The organism is Methylobacterium longum (assembly GCF_022179385.1).
GTDB lineage: Bacteria > Pseudomonadota > Alphaproteobacteria > Rhizobiales > Beijerinckiaceae > Methylobacterium > Methylobacterium longum.
This window is the reverse complement of sequence record NZ_BPQS01000003.1, coordinates 163,180-177,241: the sequence shown is the minus strand read 5'-3', so window position 1 is coordinate 177,241 and position 14,062 is coordinate 163,180. Positions and strand designations below refer to the sequence as shown.

Below are 14,062 nucleotides of genomic sequence, written 5' to 3'. Positions count from 1 at the left end.
TCGCCTTGGATAACGTGACCGCGCCGGTTGCGGGTAAGCGAGCGGGCCACTGCGCAGCCGTCGGCGGCCGGCACAAGCGCGGACCTGCCGTGACACCCTTCCGGCCCCTTGCTAGACGGCCCGGGCGGGCGCAGGCCGGATGGCCCGAGCGACGAGATCCCCGCGCGAGCGAGACCGACACCGATGAACATCTTCGCCCTGTTCGAGGCGCGTGTGCGCGAGGCCGTCGAGGCCCTGACACGCGCCGGCCAGTTGCCCGACGGTCTCGACCTCGCCCGCGTGGTGGTCGAGCCGCCCCGCGATTCGGCGCACGGCGACCTCGCCACCAATGCGGCCCTCGTCCTCGCCAAGGAGGCTCGAACGAACCCGAAGGCCCTCGGCGAGGCCCTGGCGGCGGAGCTCAGGGCGGATCCGCGGATCGCGGAGGTGAGCGTTGCCGGGCCCGGCTTCATCAACCTGCGGCTCGTACCGGCGATTTTCCACGAGGTTCTGCGCAGCGCACTCGCGGCGCCGGAGGCGTTCGGCCGCGCGCAACTCTCCGGCGGCCCGATCAACGTCGAGTACGTCTCGGCCAACCCCACCGGCCCGATGCATGTTGGCCACGGCCGCGGTGCGGTGTTCGGCGATGCCCTGTGCAACCTGCTGGTCGCCGCCGGCCGGCAGGTGACGCGGGAATATTACATTAACGACGCCGGCGTTCAGGTCGACGTGCTCGCCCGCTCGGCTTTCGAGCGCTACCGCGAGGCCCTGGGCGAGCCCTTCGCCATCGCCGAGGGCCTCTACCCGGGCGATTACCTCAAGCCTGTCGGCGCCAAGCTGGCGGAGACGCACGGCCGCGTGCTCCTCGACAGGCCCGAGGCGGAGTGGCTTCCGTTGGTCCGTGAAACCGCGCTTGCCATGATGATGGACATGATCCGGGCCGACCTCGCGGCGATCGGGATCCGCCACGACGTGTTCTTCTCCGAGCGCACGCTGCAGCAGAGCGGGGCCGTGAAGACGCTTCTGCAGGAGTTGCGGGAGCGGGGCCTCGTCTACGAGGGCCGGCTGCCACCTCCCAAGGGCCAGCTGCCGGACGACTGGGAGGATCGGGAGCAGACCCTGTTCCGCACCCGGGAATTCGGTGACGACAGCGACCGGCCGCTCCTGAAGTCCGACGGGTCCTACACCTACTTCGCTTCGGACATCGCCTATCACCGGGCCAAGTACCGCGCGGGCGCCACCGAACTGATCGACGTGCTCGGGGCCGACCATGGCGGCTACGTCAAGCGCATGCAGGCGGCCGTGAAGGCGGTGAGCGACGGTCAGGCCACGCTGGACGTCAAGCTCTGCCAACTCGTGCGGCTGCTGCGCGCAGGCGAGCCGGTGAAGATGTCCAAGCGGTCCGGCGAGTTCGTGACCCTGCGCGACGTCATCGATGAAGTGGGCCGCGACGCGATCCGCTTCATGATGCTCTACCGCAAGAACGACGCGACCCTGGACTTCGACCTCGCCAAGGTGGTCGAGCAGTCGAAGGACAACCCGGTCTTCTACGTCCAGTACGCCCATGCCCGTGTCCGCTCGGTGCAGCGGCAGGCGCGCGAGGCCTTTCCCGATGCGGACCTATCGGCTCCGGCGTTGCTGAAAGAAGCGGATTTCGGCCTGCTCACCGATGTGGGTGAGATCGAGATGATGCGCCTCATCGCGCAATACCCGCGGGTCCTCGAATCGGCCGCCGTGGCGCACGAGCCGCACCGGATCGCATTCCACCTCTATGAGCTCGCGTCCGCGCTTCATAGTTTCTGGAACAAGGGCAAAGACTTGCCGCAATTACGGTTTGTTAATGCAAGCGATCGAAAGTCGACGTGGGCCCGGCTGGCGCTCGTCGAGGCTCTTCGGAGCACGCTTGCCGCCGGCCTTGCGGTGCTCGGTGTGACCGCGCCGGACGAGATGCGATAAGCCTGTCCGCATCGGGCGGGTGACCGGCGTTGATGTGAGGATCTTGCCATGACGAACGCTTCGCGCGCTCAGGTCGATCTCGACGCCCTTGCGCGCGATCTGCGTCAGGACGGTACCCGTGCGCCGCAGGCGGCCGCGAAGTCCGACCCGCTTGCCGAACTGGCCCGGATCGTCGGCCAGGACGACCCGTTCCGTGCCCTGCTGGCGGCCCGCGACGAGATGCGCAACGTCGCAGCCGCGTCGCCGCAGGCCGGCTGGTCCGCGCGGATCGAGCCCAGCTTCGTTCCGGAGGCTCAGAAAGCGACCCCCGCCGACGCCTTCGACCAGTATCTCGCCTCGGTGGAACAGGATACGCATCCCGAGGGCGCGGCCTACGGCGCCGACCTGGGTGCGGCGCAGAACGACGCGGACGGCGCCTACGACACCGACCGGCCGCTGCGGCGGGTCAGCCCGCGCCGCCGGCTGGTTTCGGTCGGCGCCGGCATCGCCGTCGTGGCCGTCGCGGTGACCGGTGCGCTCACCTACAAAGGCCTGAGCCACTCCGATCACGGTGGCGTGCCGGTGGTGCAAGCCGATTCGACGCCGCTCAAGGTGGCGCCGAAGGTGGCCGACGGCGTGGAGATCCCGGATCAGAACCGGCAGATCTACGACCCAAAGGGCAAGAAGGACGGGCAGATCAAGATCGTCAACCGCGAGGAACAGCCCCTCGACGTGGCGGAAGCCGCGCGCACCGCTCAGGGAACGGGGCCGGCCGGCGGTGCCCAGAGCGGCACGACACCCGGCAACGGTCCATTCGAGGCCTTCGGAGAGCCCCGGCGCGTCCGGACGGTGGCGGTGAAACCCGATGCACCGCCGGCACCGCCGGCCCGGGAGGCCCAGGCCGATGCGGGTCCCGCGCCGATCCCCACCATGGTGCTGCCCACGGATGAGCCGCCGGCCAAGGCGCCGCCGATGCGTCAGGCTGCGGCCGGCCTTGCCACCGCCACGCCCGCCCCCATGACGCCTCCGCCGGAGGCTACCCCGGTGGAGGCGGCCGCGCCCAAGCCCGTCGCGGTCAAGCCGCCCCCGAAGGCGGCGCAGCGGGTCGCGACCGTGGCGCCTGCGGCGCCGGATACGACATCGAGCACGGCGATCTCCGACGATGACGCCGTCCGGAGCGGTCCCGTGAGCGGGTTCTCGGTACAGCTCGGCGTGCGGAGTTCCGCTGCCGAGGCGAAGGCCGCCCTCCGCCAGATGCAGGCCAAGTACACGCAGCTTGCCGGCAAGCCGGAGCTGATCCGGCAGGCTGAGGTGAACGGCAAGACCATCTTCCGCGTCCGCGTCGGGCCGCTTGAGAAGGGCGCGGCGTCGAGCCTGTGCAGCGCCCTGCAGGGCGCCGGCGGCCAGTGCTTCGTGGCAAAGAACTGATAGGCCGGAAGCCGGGCCGTCACGCCTAGGAGGAGCGTCTGAGGAGACGCCCCCGCGCGGTACCCTACCGCTGCGCGGGGCAAGACGGCGGGCGAACCACCCATCCGGATGTGTCCGCCGGCTCCGAGTCCCGCCCGCAACACCCGAGCCATCGCAGAGCGGTCGAAACCCCCGGAATCGTGGTTTCGTCTTGCAGCGTCCCTGTTCCCGCCCGAGTCTGCGGTCACCGATCCGAGTCAACGGGCGTTTCTCATCCCCGCGCCGCCACTGACGAGTCCCCGAGACGTCCCGATGACATCCCGTGCCCTGATCCTCGGCTGCGCCGGCAAGTCGCTCTCCGCCGACGAGGCGGCCTTCTTCCGCGACGCGCGGCCGTGGGGCTTCATCCTGTTCAAGCGCAACATCGGCACACCGCAGGAGGTGCGTGCCCTGACGGATGCGCTCCGGGATTGCGTCGGCTCCGACAGAACGCCGATCCTGATCGATCAGGAAGGGGGCCGCGTTCAGCGCATGGGACCGCCGCACTGGCCGGCCTATCCGGCGGGGGGGCGTTACGGCCGGCTCGAAGGCCGTGCCGCGGCGATCGCTCACCTCGGCGCACGCCTGATGGCCCACGATCTGGCCGAGGTCGGGATCAATGTCGATTGCGCGCCGGTCCTCGACGTGCCGGCGCCCGGGTCTCACGACATCATCGGCGACCGGGCCTACGGGACCCACCCGGCGTCGGTCGCGGAGATCGGCCGGGCTATCGCCGAAGGCCTGATGGCCGGCGGCGTCCTGCCCGTGATGAAGCACATCCCCGGCCACGGGCGCGCCGCCTGCGACAGCCATCACGGCCTGCCCGTCGTGGATGCGACCCGCGACGACTTGGCGACACAGGATTTCGGGCCGTTCCGCGCACTCGCCGACCTTCCGATGGCGATGAGCGCGCACGTGGTCTTCACGGCCATCGATCCCGAGCGGCCCGCGACACAATCGGCCACCGTCATCCGTGACGTGATCCGCGGAGCGATCGGCTTCGACGGCCTGTTGATGACTGACGATTTGTCGATGCACGCGCTGACCGGCACGTTCCGCGAGCGGACCGAACGCGCCTTCGCGGCGGGCGTCGATGTCGGGCTGCACTGCAACGGCGCGATGCACGAGATGCAGGATGTCGCGACGGCTGCGCCTCTCCTCGATGGCCGGGCCGCCGCCAGGGCGGCCGCCGCGCTGGCACGGCTCGATCCCGCCGGCGACCCGCTCGACGTCCCGGAAGCCCGGGCGCGCTTCGCCGCCGCCCTCGCGGCCGCCTGACCCGCGGCTTTCCATCGCGGCCTTCCACCGGTGCCGAAGTCGCCTCTGCTTGTGTTCGGGCCGCGCGATCCCTAGGTTCGCCCCGAAATCCTCAACCGGACGTGGCGTTACGCTCCCGCTTTCTCGGGGCGCCCGCAGGAGGTTGCCATGGGCAGCATGAGTATCTGGCACTGGGTCATCGTTGCAGTCATCGTGATGCTGCTCTTCGGACGCGGCAAAGTCTCGGACCTGATGGGCGACGTGGCCAAGGGCATCAAGGCCTTCAAGAAGGGCATGGCCGAGGATGAGACTCCCCAGGCGAGCCAGACGGTGACCCCGCCGAGCGAGCCCGTCCGCACCATCCCGCACGCGGCCGAGACCAGCCCCGGCACCGCCATCCCGGCGAGCCACCTGCCCGGCGGCGAGCGCAAGCCGGTTTGAGGAAGAGGGCGGTCTTAAGGACTGTCAGGGGACGCGTGCTCGTGTAGAGCCTGACGGGGTCCGGACTGAGGTCCGGGCCGCAGGGCAGCAGGACCGTCGACGACATGCTGGATATGAGCTGGGGCGAGGTGATGCTGATCGGCGGCGTCGCCCTCATCGTCATCGGGCCGAAGGATCTGCCGAAGGCGCTGCGCACCGTCGGCCAGGTCACGTCGAAGCTGCGCCGCATGGCCGGCGAGTTTCAGATGCAGTTCAACGAGGCGATCCGCGAGGCCGAGCTCGATGACGTCCGGCGCGAGGTCGACGGGATCCGCAACACCGTGCGGACCGCGAGCTCGACCTTCAACCCCGTGCAGACCATCCGCGACGAGCTGAAAGGCGCGGTCGAGGGACGGGCCAAGACCGGCCCCGAGAAGCTCGGCCCTGAGCTGCCTACCGTGGAGACGCGATCCCTCGCCGATGCGACGGCGCAGCTGAAAGCCGAGCAGGAAGCCGCGTCCCAAGTGGCGGAACCCGCGCTACCCGAGCCCGCGCCACTGGTCGCGTCGCATACGAGTTCCCCGCCCGATACGGCGGAGATGCCACTGCCGGTGCCCGGCTCGGTGGACGACCCCTTCGGACCGTCGCCGGAGCCGCCCACCGCGCACGACACCATTGTGGACCCGAAGAACGGCGCCGCTGTCCGATGATTACCGAAGCGGACGAGGCCGAGATCGAAGCCTCCCGGGCACCTCTGCTCGAACACCTGATCGAGCTGCGCGCGCGGCTGATCAAGTCGCTCATCGCCTTCGTGCTGATGTTTTTCGCCTGCTTCTTCTTCTCGCGCGACATCTACAACGTCCTGGTCTATCCCTACACGTCCATCGTAGGGACACAGAACGCCGAGCTGATCGCGACGCATTTCCTCGAACAGATCTTCACCAACATCAAGCTCAGCGTGTTCGGCGCGGCCTTCCTGGCCTTTCCAGTCATCGCCACGCAGATTTACGCCTTCGTGGCGCCCGGCCTCTACCGCAACGAGCGCAAGGCGTTCCTGCCCTACCTCGTGGCCACGCCGATCTTCTTCCTGCTCGGCGCGCTGGTGGTGTTCTTCCTGGCGATGCCGCTGCTGATCAAGTTCTCGGTGTCGCTCCAGCAGGTGGGCGTGGCCGGAGAGCCGACGATCAAGCTGCTGCCGAAGGTCGATGAGTACCTGTCGCTGATCATGACGCTGATCTTCGCGTTCGGAATCGCGTTCCAGCTGCCGGTGATCCTGACGCTGTTGGGTCAGGTGGGCATCATCGACGCGAAGTTCCTGCGGGAGAAGCGGCGCTACGCCATCGTGCTGGTCTTCGTGGCCGCCGCCATCCTGACCCCACCGGACGTAATCTCGCAGCTCTCGTTGGCGCTGCCGATGCTGCTCCTCTACGAGGCCTCAATATTCTCGGTGACCCGGGTGGAGCGGCTGCGCGCCGCGCGGCGGATCGAGGACGGGTTGGAGCCCTGACGGCCCGGCTCGGCTGCCTCAGTCGGGTCGCCGGCCAAACGTCGTGAAGCGGGTGCGCCGCCGATGTGGCGCCGCCGGGTTGCCGCGCTGTACGGGCCAAGCGACCGTCGGCGCGGCCTGACGTCAATCCGGGGCCCGCAGCCGATAGCCCACACCGGTTTCGGTGAGCAGGTAGCGCGGTCGCTCCGGGTCCGGCTCCAGCTTCTGGCGGAGCTGGCGCATGTAGACCCGCAGGTACTGGGGATCGGACGAGGACGGCGCGTGGCGCATGAGCTGCGCGTGCGTCAGTACCTTGCCGGCGTGCTGGACCAGCACCCGCAGGAAATCGTATTCCCGCGGCGACAGCTTCACCTCGCGCTCGCCCATGCGCACGATGCGCCGCACCAGATCGACCGAGAGATCGTCGATGCGGAACACCGGCCGCTCGCCCTGCATCGCGAGGCGATGGCGCAGCGCAGAACGGATCCGGGCGAGGAGCTCGTTCATGCCGAACGGCTTGGTGACGTAGTCGTCGGCCCCGAGATCCAGCGCCTCGACCTTGCCGCGCTCGTCGTCGCGACTCGACAGGACCACGATCGGCAGGCTCGGCCAGCGCTCCCGGATCGCGGCGAGAAGAGTGTGGCCCGCCATGTCGGGCAAGCCGAGATCAAGGATCGCGAGGTCGATCTCGCCCGCGCCCAGCGCCGCGAGCGCCGACCCGCCATCACCCGCCTCGACGACGGTGTAGTCCTGCGTGCCGAGGCCGGTCCGCAACAGGCGGCGGATCGGTGGCTCGTCGTCGATGACGAGAATGCGGCCCGATGTGCTCACCTGACGGTATCTCGATCCGCTCGCCCCGATGCGCGACTCATTCCGTGCGCAGGAGGACGTGCCGCTTCTTGCCGAACGACAGCTTGATCACACCGTCCTGCATCAGATCGCTCGGGCCGAGCAGCGCTTTCTCGTCGGTTACGGGAACGTCGTTGACGCGCAGGCCGCCGCCCTTGATCTGGCGCCGCGCCTCGCTGGTCGATGGCACCAGCTTGGCGACCTCCGGCCCGAACGCCGTCAGCACACCGAGCCCCGCATCCAGCACCGCCGCCGGGACGCTGACGCTCGGCAAGTCTGCGGCGAGCGTGCCCTCCACGAACGTCTTGCGCGCGGTCTCGGCGGCGGCATCTGCAGCCTCGCGACCGTGCATCAGCGCGGTGGCCTCGGTGGCCAGAACCGTCTTGGCGGCGTTGATCTCGGAGCCGGCCAGCGTGGACAGCCGCTCGACCTCCGTCATGGGCAGCAGCGTGAACAGCTTGAGGAAGCGGGCGACATCCGCGTCCTCGGTGTTCCGCCAGAATTGCCAGTAATCGTAGGGCTTGAGCAGGTCCGGGTTGAGCCACACCGCCCCGGCAGCGGTCTTGCCCATCTTGGCACCCGAGGCAGTGGTCAGCAGCGGGCATGTCAGCGCGTAGAGCTGCGGGGTGCCCATGCGGCGGCCGAGATCGATGCCGTTGACGATGTTGCCCCACTGGTCCGAGCCGCCCATCTGCATGACGCAGCCGTAGCGGCGGTTCAGCTCCACGAAGTCGTAGGACTGCAGAATCATGTAGTTGAATTCGAGGAACGACAATTCCTGGTCGCGCTCCAAGCGCAGGCGCACGCTGTCCATCGACAGCATCCTGTTCACCGAGAAATGCCGGCCGACGTCGCGCAGCATCTCGATGTAGTTGAGCTTGGTCAGCCACTCGGCGTTGTCGACCATCACGGCGTCGCCGTCCGCATCGCCGAAGCGGAGGAACCGGTCGAAGGTCTTGCGGATCTCGGCCTTGTTGGCGTCGATCTGCTCGACGGTGAGGATCTTGCGGGTCTCGTCGCGGCCGGACGGATCGCCGACCCGGGTGGTGCCGCCGCCCATGAGGGCGATCGGCTTGCCCCCGGTCGCCTGCAGCCAGTGCAGCATCATGATCGACAGGAGATGCCCGACATGGAGCGAGGGCGCCGTGCAGTCGTATCCGACATAGGTCGTCAGCCGACCTTCGAGCGCCGCCGCGTCGATGCCGGCGAGGTCCGATGTCTGGTGGATATAGCCGCGCTCGGTCAGGATCCGCAGGAAATCGGATTTCGGCGCGAAGCTGTCGGCGGTCATGGATGCAATCTCGGGTCGCGGGCTTCGCGCGACAGGCCGAGGCTCCGCGTGCTAGCTCGCGCTGGGTACAGGATACGGCGCGCTCTTAGCAGGGCGTTCGCGGAAAGGCACGGGGCAGGTGAGGATGGCGATGATGCGCGCGATCGGGTTGATGAGCGGCACCTCGCTGGACGGCGTCGACATCGCGCTGATCGAGACCGACGGCGAGCGGGTCCACGTCGTCAAGGGCCATAACAACTTCCTCGAACCACTGGGCCCGACCGGCTACCGTGGCTATGCCGACGACGAGAAGGCGCTGCTGCGCGCGGCCACCAAGGATGCCGAATCGGTCCTCCATCCCGGCGACAGGCCGGGCCGTCTGCCGGAAGCGGAGGCTTTCGTCACCCTCGCCCATGCCGAGGCCGTGGAGCGGTTCCTGGAGGAGCATGGGCTGGCGGCGTCCGAGATCGACGTCATCGGCTTCCATGGGCAGACCGTGATCCACCGGCCGGACCAGCGCATCTCGATCCAGATCGGGGATGGGCAGGCGCTGGCGAGCCGGCTCGGCATCCCGGTGGTCTCGGACCTGCGCCGGGCGGATATCGAGGCGGGCGGGCAGGGCGCGCCGCTGGTGCCGGTCTTCCACAAGGCCCTGGCCGAGGCGTCGGGCTTCGACGGCCCCTTCGGCATCCTGAATATCGGCGGTGTCGCCAACGCCACGCTGATCGACTCGAAGGGCGGCGTCATCGCCTTCGACACTGGACCTGGCAACGCCCTGATCGACGAGTGGATGCAGGAGCGCGAGGGCAAGAACCTCGACGACGGCGGCCGGACCGCGGCCCGTGGCCGTCCCGACGAGCAGCTGCTGGCCTGGCTGCTGACCCACCCGTTCTTCTTCCGCAAGCCGCCGAAATCGCTGGACCGGAACTGGTTCTCCCACAAGCTCGCCGGCCAGCTCTCCACCGAGGACGGCGCCGCGACGCTGACGGCCTTCACGGCGCGCGCGGTAGCCCGCGCCCTCGACCACGCCCCCGAGGTCCCGACCCGCTGGATCGTGGCCGGTGGCGGCGCCCGCAACGGCGAGCTGGTGCGGCTGCTGAACTATCACCTGCGCGCCGAGATCACGACCGCCGACGCGATCGGCTGGTCCTCCGCCTACCTGGAGGCGCAGGCCTTCGCGTATCTCGCGGTGCGCTCGCTGAAAGGTCTCCCGATCACCCTTCCGTCGACCACCGGGGTGCGCGAGGAATTGACCGGCGGGGTGCTGGCGCGACCGTGAGCCTGGGCTACGCACTTCGGCGGATCGTCGAGGAGTACCCGCTCGCCCGGCTCGACCCACCGGCCGGTCATCCACTGGCTTCGATCATCCGGAGGGGCGCCCCGGGGGAACTGCGCACCGCCCTGGTGCCGATCGACGGGCCGTTCCTGGTCAAGGGCAGCCCCGGCCGCGGCAGCAAATGGGCCGCGATCCCCTGGATCGCGGTCTTCGATCCCGCGATCACCACCAGCGCGACGCGGGGCTACTACCTCGTCTACCTCTTTCCGGCGCATCGCGAGGCGGTTCATCTGTCGCTGGCGCAGGGGACCGTGGCGGCGATCCGTGAGCATGGCCCGGCGGCCTGCGCCCATCTGCGCGCCAGCGGTGCGGCGCTGCGGGCACGCTTGGCCGACTTTGCCGCGGCGCTGCCGAACGCGACGATCACCCTCGGCAGCGTCGGCGAATTGCCGGAGGGCTACGAGGCGGCCCATATCCTCGGCCAGACCTATGACCTCCGCGCCCTGGGCGACGAGCGGAGGCTGCACCGGGATCTCGCCACCGCGGTCGCGGCGTACCGGGCGCTGAAGGCGCGGGGTGGTCTCGATCCGCCCCGTTCGCGGGGCGGCGCGTGAGAGCGCTGCGCTCCTTGGGCGTCCTCGACGAGGGCTGCGAAGCAGTCCGGCACCGCCATCTTCATCGCTGTTCCACCGCTCGCCGTTGCGTCAGCGTGTCCGCCGAGCGACGGCGCGCGCGGGATCGATCGCGTCCGCCGGGGCGCTCTGCACGGACCGGGTTTGTGCCCCCGGCGCTCCCGCGCTAAGGCAGCCGCGCCATGTCGCACAACACCTTCGGCCATCTGTTCCGCGTCACCACCTTCGGCGAGAGCCACGGAGTCGCGCTCGGCTGCGTCGTCGACGGGTGCCCGCCCGGCCTGCCCCTGGAGGCCGAGGAGATCCAGGCCGAGCTCGACCGCCGGAAGCCCGGTCAGTCGCGCTTCACGACGCAGCGCCGCGAGCCCGATCAGGTGAAGATCCTGTCCGGCGTGTTCTCCGATGACCGGACGGACGGCCGGCAGTTCACCACCGGCACGCCGATCGCCCTGATGATCGAGAACACTGATCAACGCTCGAAGGACTACTCCGAGATCCGCGACAGCTACCGGCCCGGTCACGCCGACTATACCTATGATGCCAAGTACGGCATCCGCGACTATCGCGGTGGCGGTCGCTCATCCGCGCGCGAGACTGCCGCGCGGGTCGCGGCCGGGGCCGTGGCCCGGAAGGTCATCCCGGGGATCAGCATCCGGGCCGCACTGGTGCAGATGGGACCGCATGCCATCGACCGGTCGCGCTGGGACTGGGACGAGGTCGGAAACAACCCGTTCTTCTGCCCCGACGCCGAGACGGCTTCCTTCTACGAGACCTACCTCGACGGGATCCGAAAGGACGGCTCGTCGGTGGGCGCCATCATCGAGGTCGTGGCGGAGGGCGTTCCGCCGGGCCTTGGCGCGCCGGTCTACGGCAAGCTCGACGCCGACCTCGCCGCCGCGATGATGTCGATCAACGCCGTGAAGGGCGTCGAGATCGGCGACGGCTTCGCAGCCGCGGCCCTGCGCGGCGAGGACAATGCGGACGAGATGCGCGCCGGCAACGGCGACCGCCCGCGCTTCCTCGCCAACCACGCGGGTGGGATTTTGGGCGGCATCTCCAGCGGCGAGCCCGTGGTGGTGCGCTTCGCCGTGAAGCCGACCTCCTCAATCCTGACGTCCCGCCGCTCGGTCACCCGCGACGGTGACGAGGTGGATCTCGTCACCAAGGGGCGTCACGACCCCTGCGTCGGCATCCGCGCCGTGCCGGTGGCGGAAGCCATGATGGCCTGCGTGCTGGCCGATCACTATCTGCGCCATCGAGGGCAGGTCGGGCAGCAGCCCTGACCCTGGTCCTCGCCCCAACGACCCGAGAATGCCCGTGCCCCACTGCACTGTCACCGAGGCCATCGCGGCCTTCGCCCGCGGCGAGATCGTGGTCGTCACCGACGACGACGACCGCGAGAACGAGGGCGACCTCGTCGTCGCCGCCTCGCTCTGCACGCCGGAAAAGATGGCGTTCATCATCCGCAACACCTGCGGCATCGTCTGCGCGCCGATCACGCAGGACGAGGCGCGGCGGCTGCATCTCGCCCCGATGGTCGCATCGAACGACGCGCCGCTCGGCACGGCGTTCACCGTCACGGTCGACGTCAAGCACGGCCTGACCACCGGTATCTCGGCCGAGCAGCGCTGCAACACGGTGCGGGCGCTGGCCAACGGCAACATGGGTGCGGGCGACTTCGTGCGGCCCGGACACGTCTTTCCGCTGATCGCCCGGGACGGCGGCGTCCTCATGCGCTCGGGGCACACAGAAGCGGCGGTCGATCTCTGCCGATTGGCGGAGCTGCCGCCGGTGGGGGTCATCTGCGAACTCGCCAACGACGACGGCACCGTGATGAAGGGTCCGCAGATCGAGGCCTTCGCCGGCCAGCATGGGTTGAAGCAGGTGTCGGTGGCCGATCTCATCGCCTACCGTCAGGCGCGCGATCGGCTGGTGGAGCGGGTCGGGCATTTCCCGGTGCGCTCCAATCATGGGGACGTGACCGCCTACGCGTTTTCCACACCCTTCGAGTCGATCCAGCAATTCGCCTTCGTCATGGGCGAGATCGGCGACGGCCGGGACGTGCTGGTGCGGCTCCACCGTTCCAATGTCGCCGCCGACGTGATCGGCGGCGGCAAGCAGATCGACGCGGTCCTGAAGCGTTTCGCGTCGACCGGGCGCGGCGTGCTGGTCTACCTGCGCGACGGCGCGGCCGGCGTTCCGGTGAAGAACGTCACGGATGAGGGCACGGAAGCGATACGCGCCCGGCAGTGGCGCGAAGTCGGTCTCGGTGCCCAGATCCTGCGCGATCTCGGCGTGGTCTCATTCCGCAACCTCGCGACGACCTCGCGGGCCTATGTGGGCCTCTCCGGCTTCGGCATCGAGCACCTCGGCGACGAACCCCTCGACGGGTGAGGGGACGCCGTCACCGGCCCATCAGCGCGTCCACGTGCGCGGCGGCGGACTTCGCCAGGCCTTCGAGACTGTACCCGCCCTCGAGGACGGACACGATCCGCCCGTTCGCGCACCGATCGGCCACATCCATGAGCCGCCGCGTGGCCCAACCGAAATCCTCCGCCTCCAGGCGCAGGTTCGCCAGCGGGTCGAGCCGGTGGGCATCGAAGCCCGCCGAGATGACGATGACGTCGGGCCTGAAGCGCTCCAGGCGCGTGAGGATGCCGGCCTCGAACGCTTCACGGAACACCGCACCGTCATCGTTCGGCCGGAGCGGCACGTTGACGATCGTATCCTTCTCACCCCGCTCGGAGGCGGATCCGGTGCCCGGATACAGCGGCATCTGATGCGTGGAGCAGTACAGCACCGCGGCATCGTCCCAGAAGATGTCCTGGCTGCCGTTCCCGTGGTGGACGTCCCAATCGACCAGGGCGACGCGCTCGGCGCCGTGCTTCTCCCGGGCGTAGCGGGCGGCGATGGCGGCGTGGTTGAACAGGCAGAACCCCATCGACCGCGTGCGTTCGGCGTGGTGGCCGGGTGGACGCATGGCCACGAAGGCGTTGCGGCACTCACCCCCGATGACGGCATCCAGGGCGTGGGTGGCGCCGCCGATCGCCCGGAGGGTCGCCTCCAGGCTGCCGGGCGACAGGATGGTGTCGGAGTCGATTGACACCATGCCGGTCTCCGGCACGGCTGCGACGACGGCGTCGACGTAGGATCGTGGATGCGCGAGCGCGGCGGTCTCGAGCGCGGCCCGCGGGGCGGACGCCCGAACCAGGCCGGCGAAGCGCTCGTCCTCGAGGGCGCGCTCGACGGCGCGCATCCGGGCCGGCCGCTCCGGATGGCCTTCGGGGACTTCGTGGTCGAAGCTGGCGGGATGGCTCACGTACAGGGTGGTCAAGACGGTCGCTCCCGGATGCGATCCTGTCGCGCGCCCGCAACAGGAGCCCGCAATGTGCCACGGGCGCAACGCGCGGACTACGGCCGCGTGCCCGCTGATCCTATGGTTGCGCAAATCTTCCGTTGAATAGACCTGCGGTGGCGGACCGTTCGAGATCGGAAACGGCCGCGGGGGAGGG

General features: G+C 69.3%; 13 protein-coding genes. 10 read left to right on the top strand and 3 right to left on the bottom strand.

What is annotated here, in order from left to right; genetic code table 11:
* Window positions 1-183: 183 nt before the first annotated feature.
* The 6 genes from argS to tatC all read left to right on the top strand — a co-directional run bounded on the left by argS (window position 184) and on the right by tatC (window position 6,544).
* A complete protein-coding gene (gene argS, locus MFF58_RS04270) occupies window positions 184-1,935 on the top strand; it encodes an arginine--tRNA ligase (protein WP_238285574.1) in 1,752 nt (583 codons plus the stop codon).
* Window positions 1,936-1,983: 48 nt separating this feature from the next.
* Complete coding sequence (locus MFF58_RS04265; RefSeq protein WP_238285572.1) at window positions 1,984-3,342, top strand: SPOR domain-containing protein; 1,359 nt, start codon at window positions 1,984-1,986, stop codon at window positions 3,340-3,342.
* Window positions 3,343-3,633: 291 nt separating this feature from the next.
* Window positions 3,634-4,638, top strand: a complete 1,005-nt coding sequence (gene nagZ / locus MFF58_RS04260) for a beta-N-acetylhexosaminidase (RefSeq protein WP_238285570.1) — start codon at window positions 3,634-3,636, stop codon at window positions 4,636-4,638.
* 147 nt (window positions 4,639-4,785) lie between these two features.
* Window positions 4,786-5,058, top strand: coding sequence for a twin-arginine translocase TatA/TatE family subunit (locus MFF58_RS04255; RefSeq protein WP_238285568.1), 273 nt, complete (start codon window positions 4,786-4,788; stop codon window positions 5,056-5,058).
* Window positions 5,059-5,162: 104 nt separating this feature from the next.
* The gene (gene tatB / locus MFF58_RS04250; RefSeq protein ID WP_238285567.1) at window positions 5,163-5,747 is read left to right on the top strand and encodes a Sec-independent protein translocase protein TatB; all 585 of its coding nucleotides are present in this window, start codon (window positions 5,163-5,165) and stop codon (window positions 5,745-5,747) included.
* The gene (gene tatC / locus MFF58_RS04245; protein WP_238285566.1) at window positions 5,744-6,544 is read left to right on the top strand and encodes a twin-arginine translocase subunit TatC; all 801 of its coding nucleotides are present in this window, start codon (window positions 5,744-5,746) and stop codon (window positions 6,542-6,544) included. The genes tatB and tatC overlap by 4 nt, the downstream gene beginning before the upstream one ends.
* Window positions 6,545-6,667: 123 nt before the next feature.
* On the opposite strand, the gene MFF58_RS04240 is transcribed toward tatC, so the two are convergent.
* Both MFF58_RS04240 and tyrS read right to left on the bottom strand, forming a co-directional pair.
* Window positions 6,668-7,354 (bottom strand): response regulator, encoded by a 687-nt coding sequence (locus MFF58_RS04240; RefSeq protein WP_238285565.1) that lies wholly within the window; start codon window positions 7,352-7,354, stop codon window positions 6,668-6,670.
* A 37-nt stretch (window positions 7,355-7,391) separates the two neighbouring features.
* Window positions 7,392-8,663, bottom strand: coding sequence for a tyrosine--tRNA ligase (gene tyrS, locus MFF58_RS04235; RefSeq protein WP_238285564.1), 1,272 nt, complete (start codon window positions 8,661-8,663; stop codon window positions 7,392-7,394).
* Window positions 8,664-8,787: 124 nt separating this feature from the next.
* On the opposite strand from tyrS, the gene MFF58_RS04230 reads away from it, so the two are divergent.
* The 4 genes from MFF58_RS04230 (at window position 8,788) to ribB (ending at window position 12,944) form a co-directional block, all read left to right on the top strand.
* Complete coding sequence (locus tag MFF58_RS04230) at window positions 8,788-9,921, top strand: anhydro-N-acetylmuramic acid kinase (RefSeq protein ID WP_238285563.1); 1,134 nt, start codon at window positions 8,788-8,790, stop codon at window positions 9,919-9,921.
* On the top strand, window positions 9,918-10,532 hold the full coding sequence (locus MFF58_RS04225; RefSeq protein WP_238285562.1) for a DUF3578 domain-containing protein: 615 nt from the start codon (window positions 9,918-9,920) through the stop codon (window positions 10,530-10,532). Before MFF58_RS04230 ends, MFF58_RS04225 begins: the two co-directional genes overlap by 4 nt.
* A 200-nt stretch (window positions 10,533-10,732) precedes the next feature.
* A complete protein-coding gene (gene aroC / locus MFF58_RS04220; RefSeq protein WP_238285561.1) occupies window positions 10,733-11,833 on the top strand; it encodes a chorismate synthase in 1,101 nt (366 codons plus the stop codon).
* Between the two features lie 34 nt (window positions 11,834-11,867).
* Window positions 11,868-12,944 carry a 3,4-dihydroxy-2-butanone-4-phosphate synthase gene (ribB, locus tag MFF58_RS04215; RefSeq protein ID WP_238285560.1) on the top strand — a complete coding sequence of 359 codons (1,077 nt, stop codon included), beginning with the start codon at window positions 11,868-11,870 and terminating at the stop codon, window positions 12,942-12,944.
* Window positions 12,945-12,954: 10 nt separating this feature from the next.
* On the opposite strand, the gene MFF58_RS04210 is transcribed toward ribB, so the two are convergent.
* The gene (locus MFF58_RS04210; RefSeq protein ID WP_238285559.1) at window positions 12,955-13,884 is read right to left on the bottom strand and encodes a histone deacetylase family protein; all 930 of its coding nucleotides are present in this window, start codon (window positions 13,882-13,884) and stop codon (window positions 12,955-12,957) included.
* Window positions 13,885-14,062 lie beyond the last annotated feature (178 nt).

Bases quoted from the DNA above. Each gene is read 5' to 3' on its own strand.
- argS (WP_238285574.1), top strand. From the start codon at position 184: ATGAACATCTTCGCCCTGTTCGAGGCGCGTGTGCGCGAGGCCGTCGAG.
- MFF58_RS04265 (WP_238285572.1), top strand. From the start codon at position 1,984: ATGACGAACGCTTCGCGCGCTCAGGTCGATCTCGACGCCCTTGCGCGC.
- nagZ (WP_238285570.1), top strand. From the start codon at position 3,634: ATGACATCCCGTGCCCTGATCCTCGGCTGCGCCGGCAAGTCGCTCTCC.
- MFF58_RS04255 (WP_238285568.1), top strand. From the start codon at position 4,786: ATGGGCAGCATGAGTATCTGGCACTGGGTCATCGTTGCAGTCATCGTG.
- tatB (WP_238285567.1), top strand. From the start codon at position 5,163: ATGCTGGATATGAGCTGGGGCGAGGTGATGCTGATCGGCGGCGTCGCC.
- tatC (WP_238285566.1), top strand. From the start codon at position 5,744: ATGATTACCGAAGCGGACGAGGCCGAGATCGAAGCCTCCCGGGCACCT.
- tyrS (WP_238285564.1), bottom strand. From the start codon at position 8,663: ATGACCGCCGACAGCTTCGCGCCGAAATCCGATTTCCTGCGGATCCTG.
- MFF58_RS04230 (WP_238285563.1), top strand. From the start codon at position 8,788: ATGGCGATGATGCGCGCGATCGGGTTGATGAGCGGCACCTCGCTGGAC.
- aroC (WP_238285561.1), top strand. From the start codon at position 10,733: ATGTCGCACAACACCTTCGGCCATCTGTTCCGCGTCACCACCTTCGGC.